Raw genomic sequence first — 26,584 nt, 5'->3', positions numbered from 1 at the left:
GATGGCCAAGAAAGCCCAGGACTACCGTCAGCTCGACGATGCCCGGCTCGACCACGAAATCAACGAGGCCTACCGGGCACTCTTCACCCTCCGCTTCCAGCACGCCTCCCGGCAGCTGGAAAACTACCGGGCCCTGCGCGAAGCACGCCGCACCATCGCCCGGCTCCGCACCATCAAGCGCGAACGCCAGCTCGCGGCGCTCGCCGAACAGGAGAAGGCCCATGGGTAGCCAGCGCGTCCTCCAGGGCACCGTCGTTTCCAACAAAATGCAAAAAACCGTCGTCGTCGCCGTCGAACGGAAGAAGACCCACCGTCTCTACCACAAGGTCGTCACCGTCACCGGCCGCTACAAAGCCCACGACGAAAACAACGAGTGCCGCCTCGGCGATATCGTCCGCATCCAGGAATGCCGCCCGCTCTCGAAAGAAAAGCGCTGGCGCGTCATCGAAATCGTCAGCCGCGGCGACGTCGCCGAAGTCGCGCCCGAAGCCATCGGCCGCGATATCGAGGTGACCACCCAGGTCGCACCCAAGTCGGAGGTGAGCGCGTGATCCAGCAGGAAACCCGCCTCAAAGTCGCCGATAACTCCGGGGCCCGCTCCCTGCTCTGCATCCGCGTCCTCGGCGGAAGCAAGCGGCGCTACGCCCGCCCCGGCGATGTCATCGTCGCCTCCGTCAAGTCGGCCCAGCCCCACGGCAACATCAAAAAGGGAGATGTCGTCAAGGCCGTCGTCGTCCGCGTCGCCAAGGAGTACGGCCGCCCCGATGGCTCCTACATCCGCTTCGACGACAACGCCGCCGTCCTCCTCGCCAACGACGGCGAAAACCCGCGCGGCACCCGCATCTTCGGGCCCGTCGCCCGCGAGCTGCGCGACCGCAACTTCATGAAAATCGTCTCCCTCGCGCCGGAGGTGCTCTAATGCCGGCCAAGATCAAAAAAGGCGATAAGGTCGTCGTCATCGCCGGCAAGGACCGCGGCAAACGCGGCACCGTGCGCCAGGTCATCACCAAGCACAACCGGGTGATCGTCGAAGGCGTCAACATCATCAAAAAGCACATGCGTGCCCGCCAGCCCGGCCAGGCCTCCCAGATCATCGAGCGCGAGGCGCCCATCCATATCAGCAACGTCATGCTCATCGACCCGAACACCGACCAGCCCACCCGCGTCACCTTCCGGCGGCGCGAAGACGGCACCCTCGTCCGGGTCGGCAAACGCAGCGGAGAGGACATCGAATAATGCCGCCCCGCCTGAAAGAGAAGTACCAAAAGGAAGTTGCCCCCGCACTGCAGCAGCAGTTCGGGTACCGCAACGTCATGCAGATCCCCCGCATCACCAAGGTCGCCGTCAACGTCGGCCTCGGCGAAGCGCTGCAGGACGCCAACGCGCTTGACCGGACTGCCGAGCAGATCATGGCCATCACCGGCCAGAAGCCGATCATCACCCGCGCCAAGCGCTCCATCGCCAACTTCCGCCTCCGCGCAGGCAACCCCATCGGCGTCGCCGCCACCCTCCGCGGCGACCGCATGTACGAGTTCCTCGACCGCCTCATCGCCGCCGCCCTGCCGCGCATCCGCGACTTCCAGGGTCTTAACCCCAACGCCTTCGACGGCCGCGGCAACTACAGCCTCGGCCTGCGCGAACAGCTCATCTTCCCGGAGGTCGATTACGACCGCGTCGATAAGGTCCGCGGCCTCCAGGTCACCATCGTTACCACCGCCAAAACCGACGAAGAAGGGCGCCGCCTCCTCGAACTCCTCGGCATGCCCTTCCGCAAGAACTAGGAGCACCGCGATGGCATCAAAAGGCATCGTCAACCGCGACCTCCGCCGCCGCGAACTCTACGAGAAGTACGCCGGCAAGCGCATCGCCCTCAAAGCCGAACTGAAGAAGGCCTGGGGCGACCCGAAGCGCGTCGCCGAAATCTACGCCGAACTGCGCAAGCTGCCCCTCAACAGCAGCCCCACCCGGCTCCATAACCGCTGCCTCGTCACCGGCCGCCCGCGGGCCTACATCCGTAAGTTCGGCCTCTCGCGCATCACCATGCGCGAATACGCCCACCGGGGCCTCCTCCCCGGAGTCACCAAGTCCAGCTGGTAAGTGCGCAAGCAAACGCCAGGGGGAGATCGCACATGACCGTTAGTGACCCCATTGCTGACATGCTCACGCGCATCCGCAACGCCAACGCCGCGCGGCACGACGTCGTGAACATCCCGGCCTCCAAGATGAAAATCGCGATCGCGAAGGTCCTCAAAGAAGAGGGCTTCATCCGCGACTACCAGGTCATCGAGGAGCCGGGCAAACCCCAGCCCAACCTCCGCGTCGAGCTCAGCTACAGCGGCCGCAAACAGCCCGTCCTCAACGGTCTGCAGCGCGTCTCCAGGCCGGGACTCCGCGTCTACGTCCAGCGTCGCGAAATCCCGCGCGTCTACGGCGGCCTCGGCATCGCCATCCTCTCCACGCCCAAGGGCGTGATGTCCGGGCAGGAAGCCCGCCGCCAGGAAGTCGGCGGCGAGCTTCTCTGCTACGTCTGGTAAGGGGGCCAGTACCGATGTCACGTATCGGCCGACAACCCGTTCCCATCCCGCCCAACGTCACGGTCACCATCGACGAACACAACCGCGTCGTCGTCAAAGGGCCGAAAGGCGAACTCTCCCGCCAGTTCCCGCCCGCCATCTCCTTCCGCCGGGAAGACGGCGTCATCACCGTCCACCGGCCCGACGACGAAGGCGATTCGCGCGCCCTCCATGGCCTCTCCCGCACGCTCCTCGCCAACATGATCACCGGCGTGACCACCGGGTTCACCAAGGTCCTCGAGGTGCAGGGCGTCGGCTACCGCGCCCAGCTCCAGGGCTCGGCCCTCCAGCTCGCCCTCGGCTTCTCCCACCCGGTCATCGTCAACCCGCCTGAGGGCATCAAGTTCAGCGTCGATGGCCCCCGCATCACCGTCGAAGGCATCGATAAAGAGCAGGTCGGCCAGGTCGCAGCCAACATCCGCAAAATCCGCCCGCCCGAGCCCTACAAGGGCAAGGGCATCCGCTACCTCGGCGAACGCGTCCGGCGCAAGGCCGGCAAGTCCGGGAAGGTTGGCAAGAAATGAGCACCACCACCAGCGTCCTCGCACGCAAGCGCCGCCACCTGCGCGTCCGCAAGAAAGTCTTTGGCACCCCCCAGCGGCCGCGCCTCAACGTCTTCCGCAGCGCCCAGCACATCTACGCCCAGGTCATCGACGACACCACCGGGCACACCCTCGCTGCCGCCAGCGACCTCGAGCCTGCCATCGCTGAGCAGGCCAAGGGCAAGACCAAGACCGAGCGCGCCGCGCTCGTCGGCGCCGCCGTCGCCGAGCGCGCCCGCGCGAAGGGCATCCAGACCGTCGTGTTCGACCGCGGCGGCTTCCTCTATCACGGACGCGTCCGCGCGCTTGCCGAAGCCGCGCGCGAAGCGGGATTGGGGTTCTAAATGTCCGACAATCGCCCGGAACGATACGAACAGCCCGGCCCGGAGGAGCTCTCCGAGAAGGTCATCTACATCAACCGCGTCGCCAAGGTCGTCAAGGGCGGCCGCCGGTTCAGCTTCTCCGCCCTCGTCGTCGTCGGCGATGGCCGCGGCTCCGTCGGCGTCGGCCTCGGCAAGGCGAATGAGGTCCCCGAAGCCATCCGCAAAGGCTCCGCCCAGGCCCGCCGCAACATGGTCCGCATCCCCATGAAGGGCGGCACCATCAGCCACCCCGTCTGGGTCCGCTTCAAGGCCGCCAAGGTCATGCTGAAGCCCGCCAGCCACGGTACCGGCGTCATCGCCGGCGGCGCCGTCCGCTCCATTATGGAAGCCGCCGGCGTCACCGACGTCCTGGCCAAGACCTTCGGCTCCCGCAACCCGATCAACGTCGCGCAGGCCACCATCCGCGGCCTCGCCACCCTGCAGGACACCGATGGCGCCCGCGAACGCCGCCTCGCCATCGCCCGTGGAGAACAGTGAGATGCCTCGCCTCACCGTCACTTGGCGCAAGAGCGCCATCGGCTACAACAAGGAACAGAAAGACACCATCCGCAAGCTCGGCCTCCGCCGCCTCCAGCAGTCGGTCGAGGTCGAAGACACCCCCGCCATTCGCGGCATGATCGCCAAGGTCAGCCACCTCGTCGACGTTAAAGAAGGAGGCGCCTGATGTTCGGTGCCCACAATCTCCGCCCCCCGCGCGGCGCCACCCACGCCAAAAAACGGGTCGGCCGCGGCAACTCCAGCGGCCACGGCACCTACGCCGGCCGCGGCCTCAAAGGCCAGCGCTCCCGCTCCGGCAAAAAGCTCGCCTACGACGCGTTCGAAGGCGGCCAGTTCCCCTTCTCGCGCAAGTTCCATGTCCTGCGCGGCTTCAACAACAAGTGGCGCGTGCCCTTCCAGCCCGTCAATCTCGAAGCCCTTGAGCGCTTCGACGACGGCGCCACCGTCACCCCCGAGACCCTCAAGGCCGCCGGCATCCTCAAACACCTCCGCGAACCGGTGAAGATCCTCGGCCGCGGCGAGCTCACCCGGAAGCTCAACGTCGCCGCTCACGCCTTCAGCGCCACTGCGAAGGCCCGCATCGAAGCGGCCGGCGGCACCGCCACCGTGATCGCCGCAGCACCGGAATCCGCCGAGAAGGGAAGCTGACATGAGCGTCCAGGCAGCGCAGCGCCCCCGGCTCCTCCAGGCCATGGTCGACGCCTTCCGCCAGGAAGACGTCCGCCGGAAGCTGCTCTTCACGCTCGCCATGCTCGTCGTCTTCCGCTTCGTCGCGCACGTCCCGCTCCCCAACATCGACCGCGACGCCCTCGAGCAGGCCTTCGAAGGCAACGCCCTCCTCGACTTCCTCAGCATCTTCTCCGGCGGCGCCCTCCAAAACCTGAGCGTCGCGGCCCTCGGCGTCTACCCCTACATCACCGCCTCCATCATCATGCAGATCCTCCAGCCGCTCGTGCCCTCCCTCAGAGCCCTCGCGGAGGAAGGCGAACAGGGGCGCCGCCGCATCCAGGTCATCACCCACTGGGTCGCCGTCCCGCTCGCCATGGTCCAGGGTTACGGCCAGATCCTCTTCATCAACGCCCAGGGCGCCGATGTCGTCCGCGACTTCGGGTTCCAGAACGACGTTCTCGGCACCTTCGCCACGCTCTTCACCCTCGCCGCCGGCACCATGTTCCTCGTCTGGCTCGGCGAGCTGATCACCGAACACGGCATCGGCAACGGCGTCTCCCTCATCATCTTCGGCGGCATCGTCGCAACCCTGCCGTCCCTCATCCCCCGCATCACCACCACCTCCATCCTCACCGTCCTCGCCTTTGCCGCCGGCGCCCTCGCCCTCATCTACCTCGTCGTCTTCTTCCAGGAGGCCCAGCGCCGCGTGCCGGTCCAGTACGCCCGCTCCGCCTTCCGCGGCGGCCGCATGTATCGCCAGCAGGGCCAGAGCCACATCCCCCTGCGCGTCAACATGGCCGGCATGATCCCGCTCATCTTCGCCTTCTCCATCATGATTCTCCCGGCCACCATCGCCTCCTACTTCGTCAACTCCGGCGGGTGGGTCGGCTCCGTCGCGAACTTCTTCGTCGACCAGTTCCAGGGCGGCCGCGGCGGCTCCGGCACTGGCTGGTACTGGCTCATCCTCTTTGTGCTGGTCGTCATCTTCACCTTCTTCTACACCATGGTGCAGTACCAGCAGCAGCAAATCGCCAAGAACCTCCAGCGCCAGGGCGCCTTCATCCCCGGCATCCGCCCCGGCCCGCCCACCGAGGCCTACCTCATGCGCGTCGTCACCCGCATCACCTGGGCCGGCGCCTTCTTCCTCGGCTTCGTCGCTGTCATCCCCTTCTTCGTCGGCCTCTTCACCGACGTCCGCGCCCTCACCATCTCCTCCACGGGCTTCCTCATCGTCGTCGCTGTCGTCCTCGACACCATGAAACAGCTCGAGGCGCAGCTCCTCATGCGCAACTACGAGGGGTTCATTCGCTAACGTGTACATCGTACTTCTCGGTCCACCCGGCGCCGGCAAAGGCACCCAGGCCCAGCGCATCGCTGCAGCCACCGGCCTCGTCCACATCTCCACCGGCGACATGTTCCGCGAGCACGTCCGCAACAACACCGAACTCGGCCAGCTCGCCAACCAGTACATGTCCCGCGGCGAACTCGTCCCCGACGAGGTCACCATCAGGATGCTCATCGAGCGCATCAGCCGCGACGACGCGAAAGCCGGCGCCATGTTCGACGGCTTCCCCCGCAACATCATCCAGGCCGGAGCGCTCGATGAAGCCCTCGCCGCACGCGGGGCCAAAGTCGACCGCGCCCTCCTCATCAAGGTCTCCGATGAGGAGCTCGTCGCCCGCCTCGGCGGCCGCTGGATCTGCCGCAACTGCGGCCGCCTCTACCACGAACGGAACGACCCCCCGAAAAAACCCGGCATCTGCGACGCCTGCGGCGGAGAACTCTACCAGCGCGACGACGACCGGCCCGAGGTCGTCCGCGCCCGCCTCGAAAAGCAGAAGCCCCCGGCCGACCTCATCGACTACTACCGCCGGGCCGGCGTGCTCCGCGAAATCGACGGCGAACGCTCCCTCGATGAGGTGACCGCCGCACTCCTGGAGGCGATCCGGTAACCGCAGCCATGGCGATCAAACTCAAGTCCGAGGACGAAATCCGGCTCATGCGCGAGGCAGGCCGCCTCGTGGGGCGCACCCTTGCCCAGATTCGGGAGATGGTGCGGCCCGGCCTCAACATCCTCGAAATCGAAGAGTTCGTCGCCCAGGAATTCAAAAAGGCCGGCGCAAAGGAAACCTTCCGCAACTATCGGCCGTCGCCCCGCTACCCGCCCTACCCCTCCAACATCTGCATCAGCATCAACGAGCAGCTCGTCCACGGCATCCCCGTCGACCGCGAACTCAAGGAAGGCGATATCGTCACCTTCGACCTCGGCGCCACCCTCAATGGCTACGTCGGCGACTCCGCCATCACCGTCGGCGTCGGCAAAGTCAGCCCCCTCGCCGAAAAACTCATGCGCGTCACCGAGGAGGCCCTCTGGGCTGGCATCCGTGCCGCCCGCGCCGGCAACTACCTCAACGACATCCGCGGCGCCATCGAAGACGCGATCCGACCGCACGGATTTGGTATCGTAAAAGGGTATGGCGGCCACGGTGTCGGCCGCGATATGCACGAAGAGCCGCACGTCGAAAACTACCGGCAGCGCTTCCGCGGGCCCGAACTCAAGCCCGGGCTCGTCCTCGCGCTCGAACCCATGGTCACCGCCGGCTCGCCGGAGGTCGTCGAAGGCCCCGACGGCTGGACCGTAAGCACGAAAGACGGTAGCTTATGCTGTCATTTCGAACATACAATCGCCATCCGCGCCGAGGGTGAGGCCGAAGTCCTCACCCTCCCATGACGTTCCGAACTCCACCGCACGAGGGTCTATGGCAAAAAAGGACGCGATCGAAGTCGAGGGCACCGTCGTTGAACCCCTCCCCAACGCCATGTTCAAGGTCGAGCTGGCCAACGGCCACGAAGTGCTCGCCCATGTCAGCGGAAAGATCCGGATGAACTTCATCCGCATCCTCCCCGGCGATCGCGTCCTCGTCGAACTCTCGCCCTACGACCTCACGCGCGGGCGAATCACCTACCGATTCAAATAGGCCGACCCGGCCGCGACCAGGAGAGCCATGAAAGTACGAGCATCCGTCAAACCACGCTGCGACAAGTGCAAGGTCATCCGCCGGCACGGTCGCGTCATAGTCATTTGCGAAAATCCCAAGCACAAGCAGCGCCAGGGGTAAGGCCGCATGGCACGTATCGCAGGAGTCGACATCCCAGCCGACAAGCGACTCGAAGTCGCCCTCACCTACATCTACGGCATCGGCCCGACCCGCGCCAAAGAGGTCCTCGCCGCCACCAACATCTCCCCCGATGCCCGCGCGCGCGACCTCACCGATGAAGAGATCATTCGCATCCGCGACTTCATCGAAAAGAACTACATCGTCGAAGGCGACCTCCGCCGCGAAGTCCGCCAGAACATCGCGCGCCTCATCGAAATCAACTGCTACCGCGGCCAGCGCCACCGGCGCAACCTCCCGGTCCGCGGCCAGCGCACCCGCACCAACGCCCGCCAAAAGCGCGGCGCCCGCAAAACCGTCGCCGGCAAGAAGCGCGCAGGAAAGAAGTAACAGGAGCTCCCCATGGCCGACCAGAAACGAGCCGACCAGAAGCGCGGCGCCGACAAGAACCGCCGCCCCAAGCGCCGCGAACGCAAATCTATCCCCCGCGGGCGTGCCTACATCAAGAGCACGTTCAACAACACCCTGGTCACCCTCACCGACCCCAACGGCAACGTCATCGCCTGGGCCTCCGCCGGCGCCTCCGGCTTCAAGGGCTCCCGCAAAGGCACACCCTTTGCAGCCCAGATGGCCAGCGAAAACGCCGCCCGCCGCGCCATGGAGCATGGCCTCCAGTCCGTCGAGGTCTATGTCCGCGGCGCCGGCAGCGGCCGCGAAGCCGCCATCCGCTCCCTCCAGGCCGCCGGCCTCACCATCACCGCCATCCGCGATGTCACCCCCATCCCCCACAACGGCTGCCGCCCCCCCAAGCGGCGCCGCGTCTAGGAGCTCGAATCCCCTATGGCACGCTACACCGGCCCCGTCTGCCGCCTCTGCCGCCGCCACGGCGAAAAGCTCTTCCTCAAGGGCGAACGCTGCTTCACGCCCAAGTGCGCCTTCGAGCGCCGGCCCAACCCGCCCGGCCCCCGGCCGGCGCGCCGCCGCAAAATCTCCGACCGCGGCCTCCAGCTCCGCGAAAAGCAGCGCGCCCGCGCCTCCTACGGCGTCCTCGAAAAGCAGTTCGTCCGCTACTACAAGGAGGCCATCCGCCGCCCCGGCGTCTCCGGCGAAAACCTCGTCCGGCTTCTCGAAACCCGGCTCGATAACATCGTCTACCGCCTCGGCTTTGCCGACTCGCGCGCCCAGGCCCGCCAGATCGTTCGCCACGGCCTCATCGCCGTAAACGGGAAAAAACTGGATATCCCCTCCGCTCACCTCAAAGAAGGCGACACCGTCTCCTTCACCCCCCGCGGCCAGCGCAGCGAGTTCTTCAAAATCCTCCAGGAAAACATCAAGTCCAAAAACCCCCCAACGTGGCTCTCCCTCGACCTGGCCAGCATGACCGGCAAAGTCACCGCACCGCCGGCCGTTATCCCCGGCGAAACCCACCTCTTCAACGAAAACGTCATCATCGAGTACTACTCGCGCTAACCCCGTCAGCGGTTGAGGGCACCCACCATGGAATCACTCGAACTAACCGGGCAATCGGCTGAAGCCGCACACCCCCAGCTCAACGTCGAGGAGCAAACCGCAACCTACGCCCGCCTTGTCGCCGAACCGCTCGAGGCCGGCTACGGCATCACCCTGGGCAACGCGCTCCGCCGCGTCCTCCTCTCCTCCCTCGAAGGCGCAGCCATCACCCACGCGCGTATCGACCAGGTCCAGCACGAATTCTCCACCATCCCCGGCATGGCCGAGGACACGACCGAATTCCTCCTCAACGTCAAAGAGATTCGGCTCAAGCCCATCTCCAGCCGCCCCGCCACCATCACCCTCGACGTCGAAGGCCCGGCCGTCATCACCGCCGCCGACCTCCAGGTCCCGGCCGATTTTGAGCTCGTCAACCCCGACCTCTACCTCGGCCGTCTCGAAACCCCGGGCAGCCGCATCTCCGCTGAATTCCACGCCACCACCGGCAAGGGCTACCAGCCGGCCGGGTCCGTCGAAGGGCTCCCCCTCGGCTACATCCCCGTCGACGCCATCTTCACCCCGATCCGCAAGGTCAACTACCGCGTCGAAAAAACCCGCGTCGGCCAGTCCACCAACTTCGACCGCCTCATCCTCGAAGTCTGGACCGACGGCACCATCGACCCCGTCGAAGCCGTCGGCGTCAGCGCTGAAATCCTCGTCGAACAGTTCTCCCTCTTCATCCAGCACACCCGGCCCGAGCTCGCACACGCCTACCACCCCGCACTCGGCGCCGGCGCCACCGGCGGGCTCCTCATGGCGCCCGATCGCTACAACACCCCCATCGAAGACCTCAACCTCTCCGTCCGCGCCTATAACTGCCTCAAGCGGTCCGGCCTCATGACGGTCGGTCAGGTCCTCGAAAAAACCGAAGACGAGCTCCTCGGCCTCCGCAACTTCGGCCGCAAGTCCTACGACGAGCTCCGCGAGCGCCTCATCGAGCTCGGCTACATCGACCCCGACCAGCCCGGCCTCGTCCCCCTGGTCGACCAGCCCGCACGCCCCGGAGCCCGTCCGGCCCGGCCCGGCCCCGTAGCCCGGCCCGCACCGCGCACCAGCGCCGTCATCATGGATGACGAAGAAGACGACGAAGAAAACCTGAGCGCCCTCGGCAAGGCCCTCAAAGAAGCGCTGCTCAAAGACGGCAGCGCCGAGGACCTCATCGGCGCCGACGACGAGGAGTAGCCCCATGCGACACCGCGTAGCCGGCCGCCACCTCGGCCGCGAAACCTCCCACCGGATGGCCCTCTACCGGAACCTGGTCACCGACCTCCTCCGGTACGAGAAAATCACCACCACCGAAGCCAAGGCCAAGGAGATCCGCCCCATGGCCGAGCGCATCATCACCCTCGGCCGCCGCGGCGACCTCCACGCACGCCGCCAGGCTCTCCGCTTCCTCTACGACCCCAAGGTCGTCAAAAAGGTCTTCGATGACATCGGCCCGCGGATGAAAGACCGCCCCGGCGGTTACCTCCGCATCACCGCCCTCGAGCCCCGCAAAGGCGACGGCGCCCGCATGGCCACCATCGAACTCGTCGACATCGCCGGCGCCGTCGCCGTGCCCCGCCCCAAACGCGTGACCGCGCCGCCGTCCCCGCGCCGCGCCCCGACCCCCGGCGCCGCCGCCGCAGCCGCCGCCGCAGCCGAAATCGAAGCAGCCCGCGCCGCCGAATCCGCAGCCGCCGCGGACGAGGCCCCGGCCGAGGAACCCGCCCCGGCTGAAACCCCGGCCGCAACCGCCGCCGAAGCACCGCCTGCTGGCGAGGCCGTTCAGGAAACCGCCGCCAGCGGCGAATCCGCCGCTGAGGAGGAAAAGAACGACTGACCCACCCGCCGCGAAACGGTTCGCGGCAACGGTCAGCTACGACGGGACCGACTTCGTCGGCTCCCAGGTCCAGCCCAACGGCCGGACCGTCCAGGAAGAACTCGAACGCGCCGCCGCGCGGCTCTTCGGAGCTCCGGTGCGCGTCGAACTCGCAGGACGCACCGATTCCGGCGTCCACGCGAGAGGCCAGGTGGCCGCCTTCACCGCCGCAACCCGGCTCGAAGCGGCCGCCATCGGGCGAGCGCTCAACGCGCTTCTGCCCGAAGATGTAGCAGTACGCGCCGTGCGCGAAGTCCCGCCCGGGTTCGACCCCCGCCGCTGGGCCCGCCGCCGCCGCTACCGCTACACCATCGCCAACGGCGAGGCGCGAGACCCCCTCGCGCGCCGCTACGCCTGGGACCTCGAGGGCACCCTCGATGAACCGGCCATGCAGCACCTCGCCGCAGCCTTCGCCGGCCGGCGCAACTTCAGCGCCTTCGCCGGCAAACTCGAACCCGGGCGCTCCCCCGTGCGCACCGTGTTCGAAACCGGGGTCCATCGCGCCGGCGATGAACTCCACATCGATATCGAGGCAGACGCGTTCCTGCCCCAGATGGTCCGGCGCATCGTCGCCGCCCTCGTCCGGGTCGGACGCCATGCCGAAACAGAGGAGGAAATCGTCCGCCTGCTCGAACAGGCACGGCCCGGCAGCTACACCTACGTCGCTCCCGCCCGCGGCCTCTGTCTCGAACGCGTCTGGTACGACGAGGGATACCAACCATGAACACCACCGTCCGCATCAAAGCCTCGCAAATCTATAAAGACTGGCACGTCATCGATGCCGCCGGCCAGCCCCTCGGCCGCGTCGCCACCCGCGTCGCCACCCTCCTGCGCGGCAAGCACAAGCCCACCTACGAGCCGCACCTCGATGACGGCGATTTCGTCATCGTCGTCAACGCCGCGAAGGTCCGCGTCTCCGGCAAAAAAGCGCAGGACATGGTCTACTACCGGCACTCCGGCTACCCCGGAGGCCTCAAGGCGCGAAGCTTCGCCGAGCAGCTCCAGCGCTTCCCCGAAAAGGTCATCGAGCGGGCCGTTTGGGGCATGCTCCCCAAGGGCCCCCTCGGCAAGCAGATGCTCCGCCACCTCAAGGTCTACGCCGGCCCGGACCATCCCCACCAGGCGCAGGTCATCGCCAGCCAGCGCGCCCAGGAGGCCCGTAAGGCCGCCCTCGAAGTCCTCGCGACCACGCCCTACCGCCCGAAGGGCCTCCGACCGCTCACCGCTGCGGAAGTGGTCGTCCCTGCTGCCCCCTCGAGCGAAGCCGCCAAGGTTGCAGCCCGCGCCCGCGCCCGCGTCATGAAGCAGGAGGCCGAGGCCGCCGCACCCGTGGAAACCGCCCCCGCCGAGGAGCCGGCACCGCCTCCCGCGGAAGCCCCGGCCTCCGGCGCAGAAACGCCCGCGGCAGCCGCCGAAACCGAAACCACCGCCGCCGCCGCGCCCGCGGCCGAAGCAAAGCCCGCACGCCGCCGCCGCGCAAAGGCCGAAGAGACCGAGGAGTAGCCACCATGGCCGAGCAGCAGTACTACTACGGCACTGGCCGCCGCAAGACCGCCGTCGCCCGCGTCCGCCTCATCCCCGGCCCCGGCGCCATCATCGTCAACGGCAAGCCGATGGAAGAGGTCTTCACCCGCGAAGCCCACCGCGTCGAAATCCTCGAACCGCTCCGCCGCCTCGGCCGTGAAGGCCGCTTCTCCGCCACCATCAAGTGCGCCGGCGGCGGGATCAGCGGCTGGGCCGGCGCCATCCAGATGGGCATCGCCCGCGCCCTCGTCGCCTCCGACCCCTCCCTCAAGCCCCTCCTCAAGCGGCCGGAAAACCTCCTCACGCGCGACCCCCGCATGAAGGAGCGCAAAAAGCCCGGCCTCAAGCGTGCCCGCAAGGCGCCCCAGTTCACCAAGCGCTGACCCCGCCTGCCTCCGCATTCCGCAGCGACCGGGGGCCCCGCACAGGCGGGGCCCCCGCCGTCTGTCGCGCGTGTCACCACGCCGCCACCGGCCCGTTCCCCGGCGCCCGCCCCGGCGCAGCCCGCCCGCTGCCGATCACCGCAGGTGGGGAGCTTCGTGAACAAGGGGAACCTCGTCTTCGTCGGCGCACTCCTCGCTGCCGGGGCGCTCGCCTACCAGTCCACCATGGGCGGCGCAGCGGCTCCGCCGCCTGCAACCACGCCCACCCCCGCTGACGCCGGCGCCCACGGCGAGCCCGAAATCGCACGCGGCACCCCGACACCGGCGCCATCCCCGAGCGCCACCCCGTCCCCGGCGCCCTCCGTCGTCGCCGTCCCGACCACCCGCCTCACGCTCGACCAGGTCCGCTCCCTTCCCCGCACTCCCGCCGCAGCGCCCGCGGCAAATCCCTACCGTCCCCACCCGCCCGCCGAACCCCGCTCCGAATCCCCTCCCCCGCCGCCGGCGCCTTCTCCCTCGCCCACCCCGTCCGCCGTTCCGCCGCCCCCCTCGCCTACCCCGGCGGCGCCAGCCAGCCCGGCACCGCCGACCGAAGCGCCGCCGCCGGCAACTCCCGCGCCCTCCCCGACCGTGCGGCCCGGCGGCCTCCCCTACCCGCCGCCGCTGCCGCCCCCGCCCGACGGCAGCCTCGCCGCGCCCCCGCGCGAATAACCGTCCCGGTCAGGGCAGCTGCCGGCCCGTCCCCAGCCGCAGCGCCAGCAGGTCGTCCGGCTCGCTGAATCCGAACCGGGCATACAGCGGCTGGCTGCGCGACGTCGGCCACAGAATCACGGAGTCTACCCCGGCACCGCGGCAGGCCCCGAGCGCCGCCTCCAGCAGCGCGGCCCCGATCCCGGCGCCCCGGGCCGCCGGCACGACGTACATGCTCGTCACATAGCCGTGCAGCTCCTCCTCGTCGCCCGGGTTCGGCACCTTCTCGATGAACTGCAGCCAAACGCACCCCGCTGCTGCGCCGTCTTCCGCCTCAGCCAGCCACGCCCGCCAGCGGCTCCCCGGCTCCAGCCGGCCAGCCATCCAAGGCACCGCCCGCGCGAGGAACGCCTCCAGCGGCTCGCTGGCCTGCCCCAGCTCAGCGCGGAACGCATACCGCAGCCGCGCGAGCGCCCGCGCGTCTCCCGGGCCGGCCGGGCGGATCGCTGCCCCGTCCACGGCTCAGCCTACTCGTCCTCGTCCAGGTCCATCCGCACCCGGTTGATCTCGTCCAGCGCCCAGCCCACAAACCGCTCCGCTGCCTCCGGTGTCGGGCCGGTCGCCGCCCGGCCGAGGTGCTGCTTCAGCGCGAGCCGGACCGGCATCATATTTTTCCGCTGCCGGAAGAACCAGTACGCCCCTTCCTGCTTGCTCACGAAGTCGCCCGTGTACGCATACCGGAGCGCCCGCACCGCGTTCAGCACCGCGTAGCCCGGCGTGGCATTCGCGAGCGCCCAGCCCAGCTCGTCGGCCATCGCTTCCAGGACCCAGCTCCGCGGAATGAGCGGGAACATCTCCTCCGGCGGAGGGCCGATAATCGCCCGTCCCTTCTCCCGTGCGACCGCGTAGTGGATCAGCAGGTCAGGGTCGCCTGGGTGGCCATGCCCGTCCACGAACGTCCGCGCCTCCGGCACCGTGCACAGGTGCAGCTCGAACGGCGGCGAATGGCTTTCGACGTCCAGCGACGCATCGGTCACGATGCTCAGCTCCAGCCCCGAACCCGGACACGGCATCTCCGGGTCCATCAGCAGCTCCGCCACCACCCGCTGCTCGTCCTTCGTGAGCGGACGTTCCACCACGGCCAGCATGTCGAAGTCCGACCGCAAATACTGGAACGCCCCCATCGTCGCCGAACCGTGCAGGTACAGCCCGATGAGGTTCTCGCCCAGCGCCCGGTCGAGCCGCCGCCCCACATCACGCGAAAAGCCCCTGATCTTCCGTTGCAAATGCATGCCCGCACCCTACCTCGTGGTGTGACGCTCCAGGAACCCCATCACCGCCGCGCCCGCTTCTTCGCGAAACTCGATGAAGTACCCGTGCCGCCCTCCTCGTACAAGATACAGCTCCGCTCCCGGGATCCGCCCCGCCAGCAGCTCCGCGTTCGCGGTCGGGTTAATCCGGTCCTCCGTCCCGTGGATCACCAGCACCGGCGCGCGGATCTCCGTCAGCTTCTCCCATGCATCGTGCCCCTGGCTCGCCTCGTAATGCAACCGCTGGGCGTACGCCGGGATCGGATTCCGTGCCCGTTCGCGCAAAAACGCCAGGTACTCCGGGTGCTCCGCCAGCCAGCCCGGGCTCACCATCTCTTCCGCCAGCCATGTCGCTGCTGTCTTAGGGTCCTGCGGCCGGTTCCGCATCTTCGCATCCACCTCCGCAGGCCGCCTGACCCCGTGCGCATCGCCGGGCGTCGTGCACCCGAGCACCACGCAGCCCACCCGGTCCGGGTAGTCGATGGCAATCCACTGGCAGATACGGCCCCCCATCGAAATCCCGTACACGTGCGCACGGTCAATCCCAAGGTGGTCCAGCAATCCGACGGCGTCCGCGGCCAGCATTCGCGTCGTGTATGGCGGCTCAGTCGGCTTGTCGCTCAGGCCCGTACCCCGGTGGTCGTACACGATCACGCGGTACCGCGCCGCGAAGTCCTCGATCACCGGGTCCCACCCGTGATGGTCGCTCCCCTGGCCCATCACCAGCAGCAGGGGCTCGCCCGCGCCGTGCACCTCGTAGTACAACCGCACCCCGTTCCCTACCGCGAACGGCATGCCGGAACGCTACCGAATTGCCGCCCTCGGCGCAATCTCGTTCCATCCTGAACGAATGTCCAGCATTAGGGAAAGCGGTTGAACCACAGCAGCCCCAGCGTTCCCCCCGCCAGCACCAGCACCCCCGCGAGCGCCGCACCGGCCCAGCTCACATCCGTTTGCTCCTCGTAGTACCCGATCCGGTCCCCAAGGTCCCGGTAGATGCTCGCCAGCTGGTCCGCACCCGGCGCCTGGAACGCCCGCCCACCGGTCGTCTCCGCAATCGCCTGCAGCGTCGCAAAATCCGGCGGCACCCGCACCGTCCGCTGCCGCCCTTGCGGATCGATCACCACCGCCACGCCGTCCGGCGTCCCCAGCGCAACCGCGTACACCGGGATCCCGGCCTCCGCCGCCAGCCGCGCCGCATCCAGCGGCTGGTACGTGCCGACCGTGTTCGCACCGTCTGAGAGCAGCACGATCACCGCCGGGGCCGCCTCCCCCTCCGCGCGGATCGGCGCCTCCGGCGTCGGCGCGGGGCCGCCGCTCCCACCATCCGTGGGCGCGAGCGCCGCCTTCACCACGTCGACCGCCGTCGCCAGCGCGTCGCCCATCGCCGTCCCGCCCAGCGGCGAGAGCCGGTCGATCGCCGCATGCACGCTCTCCTTCTCCGTCGTCGGCGGAACCAGCACGCTCACCCCGCTCGAAAACGCAATCAGGCTGACGCGGAACCCCTTCGGCAGCCGGTCGACCAGCGTGTGCGCCGCCTCCTGCGCCGCGGCCATCCGCGTCGGGTTCACATCCGTCGCGTTCATCGAGCCCGAGACGTCCGTCACCAGCACCACCGTCCCCTCCTGCCGCGGGGTCTTCGTCACCAGCTGCGGCCGGGCCAGCGCGACAACCACCGCCGCGATCGCCAGCAGGTACAGCACCGGGGGAATGTGCCGCCGCCAGCCCGGGCTCCCCTCGACCACGTTCGCCAGCAGGTCGAGGTTCGTAAACCGCGCGGCGTACCTCGGCCGCCGCCGCTGCATGACCGCGTACAGCCCCGCCAGCAGCGGCACCACGCCCAGCCCGAGCAGCATCCACGGCCACAGGAACGTCATCGCACCACCCCGTTCTCCAGCAGCCCTGCCGCGAACGGCCGCAGCCAGTCGCCAGCGGTCCACAGGACAATGTGGCGCGCCCCGGCCCGCCGGATCGCAGCCGCAACCTCCTCCCGCTCCTCCTGTGCCGCCGCCGCAAACCGTTCCCGCAGCCGCTTCGAACCCGTATCCACCCGCAGCCGCCGACCCGTCTCCGGGTCGACCAGCCACAGCTCCCCCACGTCCGGCAGTTCCTGCTCTCGCGGGTCGCGAATCTCCACGGCAATCACATCATGCCGTCCGCACAGCTGGAGCAGCGGCCGCTCCCAGTCCCGCGGCCCGCGAAAGTCCGAGACGAGCATCACCAGCCGCCCCCGCCCGGCGAACCGGTCGACCCGCCCAATCGCCCGCCCGAGCGAGGCAGCCGAACCTTCCGCCGGCAGCTGCAGCCGGAGCGCCAGGAGCAGCGCCAGCAGCCCCGCGCGGCCCTGCGCCGGCCGCGTCAGCCGCTCTTTCGCTCCATCGAAGATGTATACCCCGAGCGCGTTCCCGTGCCGCGTCGCGACGTGCCCCGCTGCCAGCGCCACGCCCTCGGCAACATCGAACTTCCGCCGGTCGGCCGTCCCGAAGAGCATCGACGGCGAAGCATCGAGCACCAGCCACGTCGTCAGCACCCGCTCCGCGACGAACTCCCGCACATGGGGGACGAGCGTCCGCGCCGTCACGTTCCAGTCGATCCGCCGCACATCGTCGCCCGGGACGTACTCCCGCACCTGCGCCAGTTCGGTCCCGGCGCCGAGGCCGTGCGACCGGAAATCGCCCGCCAGCAGGCTGCTCACCCGCCGCCCGATGCTGATATCGAGCGCGCGCAGCACAGCCTCCGGCATCGGCCCCGGGCCGGGCGCCTCCCTGGTCGGCCGGCGGACGGCCAGTCCGCTCACGCCGTTGCCCCGGCCGCCAGCTCAATGCGGGGAACCGGCACCGCCGCAAGAATCTCGTCCAGGATCTGGTCAGCCGTCACCCCTTCGGCCAGCGCCTGGTACGTCAGCACCATCCGGTGCCGCAGCACATCCCGCGCGAGGTCGTACACATCGCCGGGGAGCACGTACGCCCGGCCGCGCAGCAGCGCAACCGCCCGTGCGGCATGGACCAGGTTGATGCTCCCGCGCGGGCTCGCGCCGAACGCGATGTGCTCCTTGTGCCGCACCAGCCCGAACCGCTCCGGGTGCCGCGTCGCATTCGCCAGCGCGACCGCGTACTCCGCCACCGCCCGGTCGACGTACACCTCCTCCGTGAGTTGCTGATACCTCGCCAGCTCCTCAACCGGGAGCACCTGCTTCACCTCACCCACCGGCGCCAGCGAGCGCTGCACGATCGCCAGCTCCTCCGCCTCCGCCGGGTAGTCCACCACCACCTTCATCATGAACCGGTCGACCTGCGCCTCCGGCAGCGGGTAGGTCCCTTCCGATTCGATCGGGTTCTGCGTGGCCATCACCAGGAACGGGTGCGGTACCCGGAACGTCTCCAGCCCGATCGTCACCTGCCGCTCCTGCATCACCTCCAGCAGCGCCGATTGCACCTTCGCGGGTGCCCGGTTGATCTCATCCGCAAGGAGGATGTTGCAGAACACCGGCCCCTTCTCGGCCACGAAGGTGCCCGTGTCCGGCCGGTAGATCCGCGTTCCCACCAGGTCGCCCGGCACCAGGTCCGGCGTGAACTGAACCCGGTGGAACGTCCCGCCCAGCACCTCCGCCACCGTCTTCACCGTCAGCGTCTTCGCCAGTCCCGGAACGCCTTCGATCAGCAGATGGCCGTTCGCGAGCAGCGCCACGAGAACCCGCTCGAGCATCTGCTCCTGCCCGACGATCACCCGCTTGATTTCGAACATCGCAGCCTCGAACACCGCATGCGCGCGGGCCGCGGCTTCCTGGCGCGATTCACTGCTCAGATGTGTCACGAAGGTCCTCCGGGGCATGGGCTAACAGCCCTGCAGCCACTACCGTGCGTCATCCGCCCGCAAATGCCGGTAAAGTGCCGCCCTCCTGCTTGACGCCGCCGAGACAAAGCACCCCTCCCGGGTACCGGGAGGGGCGCCAGTGCACAGAATCGCCGCCCGCTGGGGCGCCTAGGCGTGGAGTGCCACGGCCACGTCCTGCAGCCCGAGCGCTTCCAGCTTCGCCTTCGACGGCTTGCAGGTCTCGAGGTCCCAGTCGCACGCCTTCAGGAACTCGACCTCGAGCGTCTCGGTGTCGAGCTTGATGCCCTGGAGCGGCCCGGCGTGCGTCGCCTCGGTCGATTCGCCGGTCACCCGCGGCGGAACATACCGCTTCCGCGGGTTCCCGCCCTCGCGCACCTCGTACGCCATGCGCAGGTTCGCGATGCGCTCGCCCACCTGCATCATCTCGTCGAGGTCCATGTCCCAGCCGGTCACGGCGTTGAACCACGTCGGCATGTTCGCCGTGTTCGCCGCCATCATGATGAATTGGCACATGCCGCCGGCGTTCACCACGTGCATGTACTCGCTCGCCGCCTTGTGGTGCTCGCCGCGGCCGGTGTACACCTTGTTGTCCGCCGGCGCCGGCGGGATCTTGCCCAGCCGCTTGTTCCCCTCGTACTGGGTGTGCCGCGCCGGCGTCGGGTCGAGCTTGTAGGTCGTGTAGTACTCCGGCTGGAGCTTCGGGTCGTGCATCGGCAGCTCCTGCCCGCCGATGTGCATCGCATACTTCTCAGCACCGCGCCCGATCTTCTCCGCCGCCACCTTCACGCCGTCGGCGAACACCGCCGCAATCCCCCTCCGTTCGCCCATCGCCTTCAGGAAGGCGATCATCGCGTCGGCGTCGCCCCAGCGGAGCTCGATGCCCTCGGTGTCCTCCTTCGTGATGATGCCGTTCTGGTAGCACTCGATCGCCATCGAGATGGCCCCGCCCGCGCTGATGACGTCGAACCCGTACTCGTTGCACAGGTGGTTCGCGTAGATCAGCGCATCCGGGTCCGCCACCAGGTTCATCGTCCCGAAGGCCGCCATCGCCTCGTACTCCGGCCGGTGCGTGTGGTGCGGATACGGGTACTTCGGATTCGTCGACTCCTTCGACTCCGCCCCGCACGCAATCGGACACCGCCAGCAGCCGTACGACTTCTCCATCCGCGGGTTGATCTGCGACCCGCCGTCGATCTGCTGCGCCTGCGGGAAGTCGATGATCCCGACGCCGCCCCAGTTCTTCACCGGGCTGTCGCCGTTCAGCGCCGACATCGCCGTGATACCCGTCGTGCCGAAGTTGTGGAAGAAGTCCTTCAGCGGCTTCACGAACTGGTCCAGGTTCTCCCGGAGCATCTTGATCGTCTCCGGCGTCTGGCTGATGACCTTCCGGTCGGCCAGCACCACCACCGCCTTCAGCTTCTTCGAGCCCATCACCGCGCCCACGCCCGAGCGCGCCGCCAGCCGGCCGTGGTCATTGCACACGCCGCTGATCAGCGACAGTGTTTCGCCCGCCGGGCCGATGTTCGCGACGCTCGCCCGCTTCCCATGGCGGTCCTTCAGCACCTTCTCGTTCTCGATGGCGCCCTGGCCCCAGAGGTCGCTCGCGTCGCGCAGCTCGAACTTGTCGTTATCGATGAGCAGGTAGACCGGCTTCTCCGACTTCCCGAAGAACATGATGCCGTCCCACCCGGCCAGCTTCAGCACGCCGCCGAAGTCGCCGCCGCAGTTGGCGTCGCCCCAGCCGCCCGTCAGCGGGCTCTTGCACACCACCTGCCACCGCTGGCCGAACAGCGGCGTGCCCGTCAGCAGCCCCGCGAACATGCCGAGCATGTTCTCCGGGCCCAGCGGGTCCGCGCCCTTCGGCACACGGTCCCAGAGCATCCGCGCGCCGATGCCGTATCCGCCGAGGTACTGCCGGTAGAGCGATTCATCCGGGTATTCCACCGTGATCTCACCCGTGGTGAGATTCACGTTCAGCATCTTGCCGTTATAGCCCTTCTCCGCGAGGGCACCGCTGGTCGCTGTTGCTGTCGTCAACTCCCTTTGCCTCCCTGGCGCTGGTTGCGCCTGCTGCGCACTGCATCGTTGCCGGTTTCACGAACGCCCGCAATATGCCGCGTCGATCATAACGAACTCACCCAAGCCCCGGAGCCAGCCGCGCCACCTCCTCTTCGTCCAGGCCCAGCACCTCCAGCAGCACCTCCATCGAATGCTCCCCCAGGCACGGCGACGGCCTCCGCGGCCCGCTCGCGTACCCGCTGATGATGAACTGGTGCCCCTCGTACGGCACCTCGCCCATCTCCGGGTGCTGCAGCGGGTGGAAGAACCGCCGGTGCGCCAGCTGCGGGTCCGCCAGCAGGTCGCTCGACCGCTTCACGAAGCCGGCCGCAATCCCCGCCTCCTGCAGCCGCTCCATCAGCGCCATCCCGTCCTGCGGCGCCGTCCAACCGGCCAGCAGCCGCTCGAGCTCCTCCCGCCCCGCCTGGCGCCCTGCAAGGGTCCGCCAGCGCTCCTCCTGCGCCCACGGCTCGCCGATGAGCGCCGCCAGCCGCGCCCAGGCCGCGTCGTCCTCCACCGCGATCGCAATCCACTCGTCCGTCCCCGCAACGGGGAACGCGCCATGCGGCGCCATCGCCGGGTCGGTGTTGCCGGCCCGCCGCGGCACCTTCCCGTTGACCTGGTACTCCACCAGCTCTTTCGCGAGGAAGTGCAGCGCCGCCTCCATCTGCGCCTGCTCGATCCGGCAGCCCTCGCCGGTCCGCTTCCACCGGTCGACCGCGGCCATCACCGCCGTCGCCAGGAAGCGCGGCGCAATCGTATCCGTGTACGCCGTGAACGGCCCCGATGGCGGCCGGTCGTCCCACCCGGTCACCTCGTAGAACCCGCTGATGGCTGCCGCGTGGTTCCCATACCCGGCCATCGGCGCCGCTGGCCCGTTCTGCCCCATCAGGCAGGTCGAGACATAAATCACGTCGGGGTTCAGCGCCTTCGCCGCTTCGTACCCCAGTCCCAGCTCGTCCATCGTTCCCGGCGTGAACGACTCCAGCACCACATCCGCCCACGCGATCAGCTTCCGCGCAATCTCCCGCCCTTCTTCCGATTTGAGGTTCACGGCGATCGACCGCTTCGATGTGTTGAACGCGCCGAAGAACTGGCTCCGGTTCGGCCCGAACACGCCGTCCTTGAACGGCCCGCCCACCCGCAGCCGGTCCGGCGGATTGGCGGTCTCGATACGGATGACGTCCGCTCCATGGTCGGCGAGGTACTTCCCCGTAATCGGCCCCACGCCGATCCACGAGAAGTCCGCCACCTTCAGCCCCGCCAGCGGCAGCGTCCCCTCCGGGTCGCTGCCGGCCGGCTTCCGCGGCTCGCGCGCTGGCAGCGCCTCCGGCCCGGCCTGCTCCTCGACCCGTTCCCCGAAGACCAGCGGGTCGCACAGGGCACGGACCCACGGCCCCGGCGCCTTCACCACCACGCCCGGCCGCACCTCAAGGTCTCGCCAGTACTCCCGCACCTTCAGATGGATGAAATCCAGGATCTCCGGCACCGTCGTCACCGGCGCAAACGTCACCCCCGTTTCCAGCCCCAGCTCGAGCAGCTCCCGCTTCGTCCGCGTCTCGATCCACCGCTGCAGCGCCGCCAGCACCTCCTCGTACGAGTACGTGAGCGGCTCCCCGGCCAGCACCTTCACGTCGTACCGGGCCCACTCTTCCCCCTCCAGCCACTCCTCAGGCACGATACCGTCGCGCACCAGCCACTTCATCGCCGACACGAGCGTCGCACCGTTGCCCATCACCACTACTTCGCCATCCTTCGCCCGGTACACCATCGGCAGCGTGATCGTCCCGAGCTGGAGCGCCGTCCCGGCCCGCTCGAAGTCCCTGCCCTGGATGGCGTGGGCAATCATCGCCTGCAGCCCGGTCCAGAAGACCGCCGCCTGCACGGAAACATCAACGAACCGTCCCACGCCCGTCCGCTCGCGAAGATGGTGCGCCACCAGCGCACCCACCGCGCTCTCCGCCGCAGCATGGTGCCAGCACTGCGGCACCGGCACCCGCACCGGCGGCCGGTCCGGGTCGCCATTCAGCGCCATCATCCCGCCCATCGCCGCCAGCACCAGGTCCGTCGTCCGGTAGTGAGCATACGGGCCGTCCTGCCCGAACGGCGTCGTCGCCACATACACCAGCGCCGGGTTCACCGCCCGCAGCTGCTCCCAGCCGAGGCCCCGCGCCGCCATCGCGCCCGGTGGCGCGTTCTCGAACAGGAAGTCCGCCGTCTTCACCAGCTCGAAGAAGCGCTCCCGGTCGCCCGGCGCGTCCAGGTCGAGTGCTACCCGCCGCTTCCCGCGGTTCGAAACCGCGTACTGGAGCGCGTCCTCCTCCGCCGGGGCGAACCCGGGCGGCTCCACGCGAATGACCTCCGCCCCGAGGTTGGCCAGCATCAGCGGCCCCAGCGCCGCCCGGCTGTCCGTCAGGTCGATGACACGGTAGGGGCTCAGCATGCCCATCGCCTGCCTCCCTTGCTGTCTGTCGTGTTTCTGTGCGTCAGCGCTCCAGCCGGTCGAGCCGGCCCATCAGCTTCTGGTCAATCGCCACGTGCCGCAGCAGCTCCCACGCCACCAGCCCTACACCCGCGATGATGCCCCCGGCCACCGCCAGCCACCCGGTGTCGTTCGCAGCGCCGATGCCGAGCACCACCGCGCCCGCGCCGGCAATGAGCGCCCCTGCCGCCGACGTCGCGTGCCCGGCTTCGTCCTCGTGCATGCGGGTCAGCCAGTTCCTGCGTTCCATCCGGACCTCCTGGATATCACGAATCGGCCCGAACTATAGCAGCCCCGGCACCGCTTTGGACGTCCGTCCAGTAAAAAAGGGGGCCGAGATCGGCCCCCTTTTTTCGCTTCGCGCTGCCTCGCTAGTTCGCAGGCGCCACCCAGCTCACCGTCGCCGGCGCGGTCGGCCGCAGCGCGATGAAGTACGCCGTCCCGGCCCGGAACGTCGTGAAATCGTTCGCACCCGGCACGTTCTCCGTGCCCGGGAAGTAGCCCCGCCACGTCTGCGTCTGCGGGTTGAACAGCCAGATCGCCCCGATCAGCGACGACACGTTCGTCGTGCCCGCCTGCGTCCCGCCAATCGCCTGCGCAATCGGCTTGTTGTCCGCGCCGGTCCACACGATCAGCGTGAACGTCCGATAGAGCGTGTACTGGATGGTCGAGGCCGACGTGTTCGTGAAGTTGTCCGCGGAGGTGTTCGGGCTCGTCCCGGCCGCGTTCGTCACCCGCACGTCCACCACACCCGACGGCGTCCCGGCCGGCACCGTCGCCGTAATCTGCGTCGAACTCACCACCGTGAACGTCGCCGAAACCCCGCCGAACGTTACCGAGGTCACCCCGACAAAATTCGTGCCGGTAATCGTCACCGTCGTCCCGATCGGACCGCTTGTCGGGTTCAGTCCCGTCACAGTGGGAATCGGCGTGCCGGTGCAGGTGAAGTCGTCCGCAGCCGTGTTCGGGCTCGTCCCCGCCGGCGTCGTCACCCGCACATCAACGACGCCCGCGCCCTGCACCGGCGCCACGGCTACCAGCGTCGTCGACGAGATGTAGGTGAACACCGCCTGCACCGTCCCGAACGTGACCGTCATCCCGCTCGGGGTGAATCCCGTCCCGGTGACGGTCACCACGGTGGCGCCGTTGCACGCCCCCTCCGAGGGCGTCAGCGAGAGCACCGTCGGCCCCGACGTGTACAGGTAGTCGTTCGCCGTCCCCGTCGTCACGTTCGAACCCACCGGCGTCGTCACGACTACCTCCACGACGCCCGCCGGCTTCGGCGGCGTGACGCAGGTAATCTGCGTCGCGCTGACGACCGTGAACGACGTGCATGGCGTGCCGCCGAAGGTCACGCTCGTCGCCCCGGTGAAGTTCTGCCCGTTGATCGTCACCGTCTGGCCGCCCGCTGTCGGCCCGACATTCGGGACAATCGACGTAATCACCGGGATGCTTGTCGAGTCGCTGATTTGCAGCGTCGCCGTGTTTGGCGATCCCAGCGTCGCTCCGCCGGTCGGGTTCGAAAGCGTCAGGGTGACCGTCTCGGTGCCCTCCGGCGCCGTGTCCGGGATCGGCGTCACGGTGAACGACTTCGTCCCGCCCTCGCCGTCCGCCCAGGTCAGCGTCCCGCTTACCGCGATGTAGTCCACGCCCGGGGTCGCGGGGTTGCTGCCGCCTGGGCTCGTCGCGTAGTCGACCGTCACCGTACCGACCGTCCCGCCCGTCCGCGAAACCGTGATGGTAATCGGACCGCCCGCCTCCGACCCGGTATAGGTCGCCGACGTGAACTGGATGACCCCGGTCCCGTCATCATCCAGGATAGTTAGCACCGCCGTCGTCGGCGTCCCCAGCGTCGCCCCCGTCGCGCCCGATAGCGACAGATTGATTGTCTTTGGTCCATCCAGCACGGTGTCCTGCAGGATGGTAATTACACACGGCTTGGGAGAGGCGTCGCCGCTGGTCCAGCTGAGCGTCTGGGGCGTCGTCGCAGTGTAGTCACTGCCCGGTGTGGCCGTGCCCGCCGAGATAGTGCACTGCACGCTGGCAGCCCCGGTGCTCCCGTCGATGCGCGTCACCGCAATGGACGCGGTGCCCGCCCCCTCGCTCACCGTGTACGTCGCCGACGTGAACTGCAGCGTCCCCGGTCCGTCGTTGTCAACGATGGTAACCGTGTGCGTGGTAGGCGTGCCCGCCCCGCCGCCGAACCCGGAACTGCTAACCAGCTTGAGGTTGATGGTCTCGTTCCCCTCATTCAAGCCGTCGTCGAGGATGGAGACGTTGCAGTACTTCGGTCCCGTCTCCCCCGGATTGAACGTGATCGTCTGGTTGCTGAAGGTGTAGTCGTTGCCGGTGCCCTCCGTCGCCGTCCCCGCCGGGCTGTCGAGCTGGCACGTCACGGAGTCCGTCCCCGCCGTGCTCCCCTCCCGCACCACCGCCACCTGGTGCGTTGGATTTCCCTCCACCACCGACGACGTCGCCGACTGGAACGAATACTTCGGCGGCCCGTCGTTATCCAGAATGGTCAGGGTGAACGAGTTGGGGCTCCCAACCACCCCGCCGCCCGTGACCCCGGCAATCGTGAACGTGAGATTCCGCGTGCCATCCACGACGGCGTTGTCAATGGTCTGAAGACATGTCCCTGGCAAACCCGGATAGTCGATTGTCCGGTTGACCTGCCCCGGGGAAAAATTCACGAACGCCGAGACCAGCCCGCCGACGTCCGGGGATGCCGCGGGCGACACGGTGACCTGCACCTGCTGCAGGCCCGCCGTGCCCCCGCTCCGGTGGATGTTGATGCAGGCCGTCTGCCCTTCCGTCACCGTCAGCGCTGTCACCGGCGCCCCAGCCGTGTTCCCGAAGAAGAACGACCCGTTGGTCGCAGCATCGGCCGCCGCCCGCTCGCGCGGGACCCCGGCTACCGCCGCCAGCACAGCTGCAGCCAGCCCCAGCACAGCCGCCAGCGCGCTCCGCCGCGCCGGCGAAACCGTCGCACGCATCCCTCGCATGGGCTCACCTCCTGCTCGTCCTAACGTCCGCTCGCCGTGCCAAAGTTCCCGGCGCGCGGGAAATCACCGTAACTCTACCCCGCCCGGTCAAGGCCTCGACACCCGGGCAGCCCCCAATTCGTACACACGCAGGCAAACCCGGCCGCG

General features: G+C 68.5%; 35 protein-coding genes and 1 pseudogene. 26 read left to right on the top strand and 10 right to left on the bottom strand.

Features of this window, described 5'->3' with window-relative positions:
- Position 1: 1 nt before the first annotated feature.
- From rpmC to A9A59_RS13805, 26 genes and pseudogenes are all read left to right on the top strand, one after another.
- Complete coding sequence (gene rpmC, locus A9A59_RS13000; protein ID WP_098504676.1) at positions 2 to 229, top strand: 50S ribosomal protein L29; 228 nt, start codon at positions 2 to 4, stop codon at positions 227 to 229.
- Positions 222 to 551: a 30S ribosomal protein S17 gene (rpsQ, locus tag A9A59_RS12995; RefSeq protein WP_098504675.1), complete on the top strand. Its 330-nt coding sequence runs from the start codon at positions 222 to 224 to the stop codon at positions 549 to 551. The genes rpmC and rpsQ overlap by 8 nt, the downstream gene beginning before the upstream one ends.
- The gene (gene rplN / locus A9A59_RS12990) at positions 548 to 919 is read left to right on the top strand and encodes a 50S ribosomal protein L14 (protein WP_098504674.1); all 372 of its coding nucleotides are present in this window, start codon (positions 548 to 550) and stop codon (positions 917 to 919) included. The genes rpsQ and rplN overlap by 4 nt, the downstream gene beginning before the upstream one ends.
- Positions 919 to 1,236, top strand: coding sequence for a 50S ribosomal protein L24 (rplX, locus tag A9A59_RS12985; protein WP_098504673.1), 318 nt, complete (start codon positions 919 to 921; stop codon positions 1,234 to 1,236). Before rplN ends, rplX begins: the two co-directional genes overlap by 1 nt.
- Positions 1,236 to 1,781 (top strand): 50S ribosomal protein L5, encoded by a 546-nt coding sequence (gene rplE / locus A9A59_RS12980; protein WP_098504672.1) that lies wholly within the window; start codon positions 1,236 to 1,238, stop codon positions 1,779 to 1,781. Before rplX ends, rplE begins: the two co-directional genes overlap by 1 nt.
- A gap of 10 nt (positions 1,782 to 1,791) precedes the next feature.
- The gene (rpsN, locus tag A9A59_RS12975; RefSeq protein WP_098504671.1) at positions 1,792 to 2,097 is read left to right on the top strand and encodes a 30S ribosomal protein S14; all 306 of its coding nucleotides are present in this window, start codon (positions 1,792 to 1,794) and stop codon (positions 2,095 to 2,097) included.
- Positions 2,098 to 2,129: 32 nt separating this feature from the next.
- Entirely contained in the window at positions 2,130 to 2,534 is a 405-nt protein-coding gene (gene rpsH, locus A9A59_RS12970) for a 30S ribosomal protein S8 (protein ID WP_098504670.1), read from the top strand.
- Between the two features lie 14 nt (positions 2,535 to 2,548).
- Positions 2,549 to 3,097, top strand: a complete 549-nt coding sequence (gene rplF, locus A9A59_RS12965; RefSeq protein ID WP_098504669.1) for a 50S ribosomal protein L6 — start codon at positions 2,549 to 2,551, stop codon at positions 3,095 to 3,097.
- Positions 3,094 to 3,459 (top strand): 50S ribosomal protein L18, encoded by a 366-nt coding sequence (gene rplR, locus A9A59_RS12960; protein ID WP_098504668.1) that lies wholly within the window; start codon positions 3,094 to 3,096, stop codon positions 3,457 to 3,459. The genes rplF and rplR overlap by 4 nt, the downstream gene beginning before the upstream one ends.
- On the top strand, positions 3,460 to 3,975 hold the full coding sequence (gene rpsE / locus A9A59_RS12955) for a 30S ribosomal protein S5 (protein WP_098504667.1): 516 nt from the start codon (positions 3,460 to 3,462) through the stop codon (positions 3,973 to 3,975). It begins immediately after the preceding gene.
- A gap of 1 nt (position 3,976) precedes the next feature.
- Positions 3,977 to 4,162 (top strand): 50S ribosomal protein L30, encoded by a 186-nt coding sequence (gene rpmD / locus A9A59_RS12950; protein WP_098504666.1) that lies wholly within the window; start codon positions 3,977 to 3,979, stop codon positions 4,160 to 4,162.
- Positions 4,162 to 4,644, top strand: a complete 483-nt coding sequence (gene rplO / locus A9A59_RS12945; protein ID WP_098504665.1) for a 50S ribosomal protein L15 — start codon at positions 4,162 to 4,164, stop codon at positions 4,642 to 4,644. The genes rpmD and rplO overlap by 1 nt, the downstream gene beginning before the upstream one ends.
- A gap of 1 nt (position 4,645) precedes the next feature.
- The gene (gene secY / locus A9A59_RS12940) at positions 4,646 to 5,977 is read left to right on the top strand and encodes a preprotein translocase subunit SecY (protein ID WP_098504664.1); all 1,332 of its coding nucleotides are present in this window, start codon (positions 4,646 to 4,648) and stop codon (positions 5,975 to 5,977) included.
- 1 nt (position 5,978) lies between these two features.
- Complete coding sequence (locus A9A59_RS12935; RefSeq protein ID WP_098504663.1) at positions 5,979 to 6,617, top strand: adenylate kinase; 639 nt, start codon at positions 5,979 to 5,981, stop codon at positions 6,615 to 6,617.
- Between the two features lie 8 nt (positions 6,618 to 6,625).
- A complete protein-coding gene (map, locus tag A9A59_RS12930; RefSeq protein ID WP_098504662.1) occupies positions 6,626 to 7,396 on the top strand; it encodes a type I methionyl aminopeptidase in 771 nt (256 codons plus the stop codon).
- 28 nt (positions 7,397 to 7,424) lie between these two features.
- On the top strand, positions 7,425 to 7,643 hold the full coding sequence (gene infA, locus A9A59_RS12925) for a translation initiation factor IF-1 (protein ID WP_098504661.1): 219 nt from the start codon (positions 7,425 to 7,427) through the stop codon (positions 7,641 to 7,643).
- Positions 7,644 to 7,670: 27 nt separating this feature from the next.
- The gene (gene rpmJ, locus A9A59_RS12920; RefSeq protein WP_098504660.1) at positions 7,671 to 7,784 is read left to right on the top strand and encodes a 50S ribosomal protein L36; all 114 of its coding nucleotides are present in this window, start codon (positions 7,671 to 7,673) and stop codon (positions 7,782 to 7,784) included.
- 6 nt (positions 7,785 to 7,790) lie between these two features.
- Positions 7,791 to 8,171, top strand: a complete 381-nt coding sequence (gene rpsM / locus A9A59_RS12915) for a 30S ribosomal protein S13 (RefSeq protein WP_098504659.1) — start codon at positions 7,791 to 7,793, stop codon at positions 8,169 to 8,171.
- A gap of 12 nt (positions 8,172 to 8,183) precedes the next feature.
- On the top strand, positions 8,184 to 8,606 hold the full coding sequence (rpsK, locus tag A9A59_RS12910) for a 30S ribosomal protein S11 (RefSeq protein WP_098504658.1): 423 nt from the start codon (positions 8,184 to 8,186) through the stop codon (positions 8,604 to 8,606).
- A gap of 15 nt (positions 8,607 to 8,621) precedes the next feature.
- Positions 8,622 to 9,251: a 30S ribosomal protein S4 gene (gene rpsD, locus A9A59_RS12905; protein ID WP_098504657.1), complete on the top strand. Its 630-nt coding sequence runs from the start codon at positions 8,622 to 8,624 to the stop codon at positions 9,249 to 9,251.
- Positions 9,252 to 9,278: 27 nt separating this feature from the next.
- Positions 9,279 to 10,472, top strand: a complete 1,194-nt coding sequence (locus tag A9A59_RS12900; protein ID WP_098504656.1) for a DNA-directed RNA polymerase subunit alpha — start codon at positions 9,279 to 9,281, stop codon at positions 10,470 to 10,472.
- 4 nt (positions 10,473 to 10,476) lie between these two features.
- Positions 10,477 to 11,112 carry a 50S ribosomal protein L17 gene (gene rplQ / locus A9A59_RS14395; RefSeq protein WP_098504655.1) on the top strand — a complete coding sequence of 212 codons (636 nt, stop codon included), beginning with the start codon at positions 10,477 to 10,479 and terminating at the stop codon, positions 11,110 to 11,112.
- Positions 11,006 to 11,875: a tRNA pseudouridine(38-40) synthase TruA gene (gene truA, locus A9A59_RS12890; RefSeq protein ID WP_098504654.1), complete on the top strand. Its 870-nt coding sequence runs from the start codon at positions 11,006 to 11,008 to the stop codon at positions 11,873 to 11,875. The genes rplQ and truA overlap by 107 nt, the downstream gene beginning before the upstream one ends.
- Positions 11,872 to 12,279: pseudogene (rplM, locus tag A9A59_RS14370) on the top strand (50S ribosomal protein L13); the annotation flags it as partial. The gene truA and the pseudogene rplM, both read left to right, overlap by 4 nt.
- 380 nt (positions 12,280 to 12,659) lie before the next feature.
- The gene (rpsI, locus tag A9A59_RS12880) at positions 12,660 to 13,058 is read left to right on the top strand and encodes a 30S ribosomal protein S9 (protein ID WP_098504652.1); all 399 of its coding nucleotides are present in this window, start codon (positions 12,660 to 12,662) and stop codon (positions 13,056 to 13,058) included.
- A 156-nt stretch (positions 13,059 to 13,214) separates the two neighbouring features.
- A complete protein-coding gene (locus A9A59_RS13805; protein WP_133117627.1) occupies positions 13,215 to 13,769 on the top strand; it encodes a hypothetical protein in 555 nt (184 codons plus the stop codon).
- Positions 13,770 to 13,778: 9 nt separating this feature from the next.
- On the opposite strand, the gene A9A59_RS12875 is transcribed toward A9A59_RS13805, so the two are convergent.
- The 10 genes from A9A59_RS12875 to A9A59_RS12830 form a co-directional block, all read right to left on the bottom strand.
- Entirely contained in the window at positions 13,779 to 14,267 is a 489-nt protein-coding gene (locus A9A59_RS12875; RefSeq protein WP_098504651.1) for a GNAT family N-acetyltransferase, read from the bottom strand.
- Positions 14,268 to 14,275: 8 nt separating this feature from the next.
- Entirely contained in the window at positions 14,276 to 15,040 is a 765-nt protein-coding gene (locus A9A59_RS12870) for an aminoglycoside adenylyltransferase domain-containing protein (RefSeq protein WP_098504650.1), read from the bottom strand.
- A 9-nt stretch (positions 15,041 to 15,049) separates the two neighbouring features.
- A complete protein-coding gene (locus A9A59_RS12865; RefSeq protein ID WP_098504649.1) occupies positions 15,050 to 15,853 on the bottom strand; it encodes an alpha/beta fold hydrolase in 804 nt (267 codons plus the stop codon).
- Between the two features lie 65 nt (positions 15,854 to 15,918).
- The gene (locus A9A59_RS12860; protein WP_098504648.1) at positions 15,919 to 16,935 is read right to left on the bottom strand and encodes a VWA domain-containing protein; all 1,017 of its coding nucleotides are present in this window, start codon (positions 16,933 to 16,935) and stop codon (positions 15,919 to 15,921) included.
- Positions 16,932 to 17,855 (bottom strand): DUF58 domain-containing protein, encoded by a 924-nt coding sequence (locus A9A59_RS12855; protein WP_098504647.1) that lies wholly within the window; start codon positions 17,853 to 17,855, stop codon positions 16,932 to 16,934. Before A9A59_RS12855 ends, A9A59_RS12860 begins: the two co-directional genes overlap by 4 nt.
- Positions 17,852 to 18,862, bottom strand: a complete 1,011-nt coding sequence (locus tag A9A59_RS12850) for an AAA family ATPase (RefSeq protein WP_423242401.1) — start codon at positions 18,860 to 18,862, stop codon at positions 17,852 to 17,854. The genes A9A59_RS12855 and A9A59_RS12850 overlap by 4 nt, the downstream gene beginning before the upstream one ends.
- Positions 18,863 to 19,039: 177 nt before the next feature.
- The gene (locus A9A59_RS12845; RefSeq protein ID WP_133117626.1) at positions 19,040 to 20,929 is read right to left on the bottom strand and encodes an aldehyde ferredoxin oxidoreductase family protein; all 1,890 of its coding nucleotides are present in this window, start codon (positions 20,927 to 20,929) and stop codon (positions 19,040 to 19,042) included.
- A 97-nt stretch (positions 20,930 to 21,026) separates the two neighbouring features.
- Positions 21,027 to 23,399, bottom strand: a complete 2,373-nt coding sequence (locus A9A59_RS12840; RefSeq protein WP_098504645.1) for a CaiB/BaiF CoA transferase family protein — start codon at positions 23,397 to 23,399, stop codon at positions 21,027 to 21,029.
- Between the two features lie 37 nt (positions 23,400 to 23,436).
- A complete protein-coding gene (locus tag A9A59_RS12835) occupies positions 23,437 to 23,682 on the bottom strand; it encodes a hypothetical protein (RefSeq protein ID WP_098504644.1) in 246 nt (81 codons plus the stop codon).
- Positions 23,683 to 23,803: 121 nt separating this feature from the next.
- Positions 23,804 to 26,437, bottom strand: coding sequence for a Calx-beta domain-containing protein (locus tag A9A59_RS12830; protein WP_098504643.1), 2,634 nt, complete (start codon positions 26,435 to 26,437; stop codon positions 23,804 to 23,806).
- Between the last annotated feature and the right edge of the window lie 147 nt (positions 26,438 to 26,584).

This window comes from Tepidiforma thermophila, assembly GCF_002563855.1.
Classification (GTDB): Bacteria; Chloroflexota; Dehalococcoidia; order Tepidiformales; family Tepidiformaceae; genus Tepidiforma; species Tepidiforma thermophila.
The sequence above is the reverse complement of the archived record's forward strand: the minus strand, read 5'-3'. Positions and strand labels throughout refer to the sequence as shown.

Excerpts from the sequence above, each read along its gene's own strand:
- rpmC (WP_098504676.1), top strand. The coding sequence starts at position 2 with ATGGCCAAGAAAGCCCAGGACTACCGTCAGCTCGACGATGCCCGGCTC.
- rpsQ (WP_098504675.1), top strand. The coding sequence starts at position 222 with ATGGGTAGCCAGCGCGTCCTCCAGGGCACCGTCGTTTCCAACAAAATG.
- rplX (WP_098504673.1), top strand. The coding sequence starts at position 919 with ATGCCGGCCAAGATCAAAAAAGGCGATAAGGTCGTCGTCATCGCCGGC.
- rplE (WP_098504672.1), top strand. The coding sequence starts at position 1,236 with ATGCCGCCCCGCCTGAAAGAGAAGTACCAAAAGGAAGTTGCCCCCGCA.
- rpsN (WP_098504671.1), top strand. The coding sequence starts at position 1,792 with ATGGCATCAAAAGGCATCGTCAACCGCGACCTCCGCCGCCGCGAACTC.
- rpsH (WP_098504670.1), top strand. The coding sequence starts at position 2,130 with ATGACCGTTAGTGACCCCATTGCTGACATGCTCACGCGCATCCGCAAC.
- rplF (WP_098504669.1), top strand. The coding sequence starts at position 2,549 with ATGTCACGTATCGGCCGACAACCCGTTCCCATCCCGCCCAACGTCACG.
- rplR (WP_098504668.1), top strand. The coding sequence starts at position 3,094 with ATGAGCACCACCACCAGCGTCCTCGCACGCAAGCGCCGCCACCTGCGC.
- rpsE (WP_098504667.1), top strand. The coding sequence starts at position 3,460 with ATGTCCGACAATCGCCCGGAACGATACGAACAGCCCGGCCCGGAGGAG.
- rpmD (WP_098504666.1), top strand. The coding sequence starts at position 3,977 with ATGCCTCGCCTCACCGTCACTTGGCGCAAGAGCGCCATCGGCTACAAC.
- rplO (WP_098504665.1), top strand. The coding sequence starts at position 4,162 with ATGTTCGGTGCCCACAATCTCCGCCCCCCGCGCGGCGCCACCCACGCC.
- secY (WP_098504664.1), top strand. The coding sequence starts at position 4,646 with ATGAGCGTCCAGGCAGCGCAGCGCCCCCGGCTCCTCCAGGCCATGGTC.
- map (WP_098504662.1), top strand. The coding sequence starts at position 6,626 with ATGGCGATCAAACTCAAGTCCGAGGACGAAATCCGGCTCATGCGCGAG.
- infA (WP_098504661.1), top strand. The coding sequence starts at position 7,425 with ATGGCAAAAAAGGACGCGATCGAAGTCGAGGGCACCGTCGTTGAACCC.
- rpmJ (WP_098504660.1), top strand. The coding sequence starts at position 7,671 with ATGAAAGTACGAGCATCCGTCAAACCACGCTGCGACAAGTGCAAGGTC.
- rpsM (WP_098504659.1), top strand. The coding sequence starts at position 7,791 with ATGGCACGTATCGCAGGAGTCGACATCCCAGCCGACAAGCGACTCGAA.
- rpsK (WP_098504658.1), top strand. The coding sequence starts at position 8,184 with ATGGCCGACCAGAAACGAGCCGACCAGAAGCGCGGCGCCGACAAGAAC.
- rpsD (WP_098504657.1), top strand. The coding sequence starts at position 8,622 with ATGGCACGCTACACCGGCCCCGTCTGCCGCCTCTGCCGCCGCCACGGC.
- A9A59_RS12900 (WP_098504656.1), top strand. The coding sequence starts at position 9,279 with ATGGAATCACTCGAACTAACCGGGCAATCGGCTGAAGCCGCACACCCC.
- rplQ (WP_098504655.1), top strand. The coding sequence starts at position 10,477 with ATGCGACACCGCGTAGCCGGCCGCCACCTCGGCCGCGAAACCTCCCAC.
- rpsI (WP_098504652.1), top strand. The coding sequence starts at position 12,660 with ATGGCCGAGCAGCAGTACTACTACGGCACTGGCCGCCGCAAGACCGCC.
- A9A59_RS12870 (WP_098504650.1), bottom strand. The coding sequence starts at position 15,040 with ATGCATTTGCAACGGAAGATCAGGGGCTTTTCGCGTGATGTGGGGCGG.
- A9A59_RS12865 (WP_098504649.1), bottom strand. The coding sequence starts at position 15,853 with ATGCCGTTCGCGGTAGGGAACGGGGTGCGGTTGTACTACGAGGTGCAC.
- A9A59_RS12860 (WP_098504648.1), bottom strand. The coding sequence starts at position 16,935 with ATGACGTTCCTGTGGCCGTGGATGCTGCTCGGGCTGGGCGTGGTGCCG.
- A9A59_RS12840 (WP_098504645.1), bottom strand. The coding sequence starts at position 23,399 with ATGGGCATGCTGAGCCCCTACCGTGTCATCGACCTGACGGACAGCCGG.
- A9A59_RS12835 (WP_098504644.1), bottom strand. The coding sequence starts at position 23,682 with ATGGAACGCAGGAACTGGCTGACCCGCATGCACGAGGACGAAGCCGGG.
- A9A59_RS12830 (WP_098504643.1), bottom strand. The coding sequence starts at position 26,437 with ATGCGAGGGATGCGTGCGACGGTTTCGCCGGCGCGGCGGAGCGCGCTG.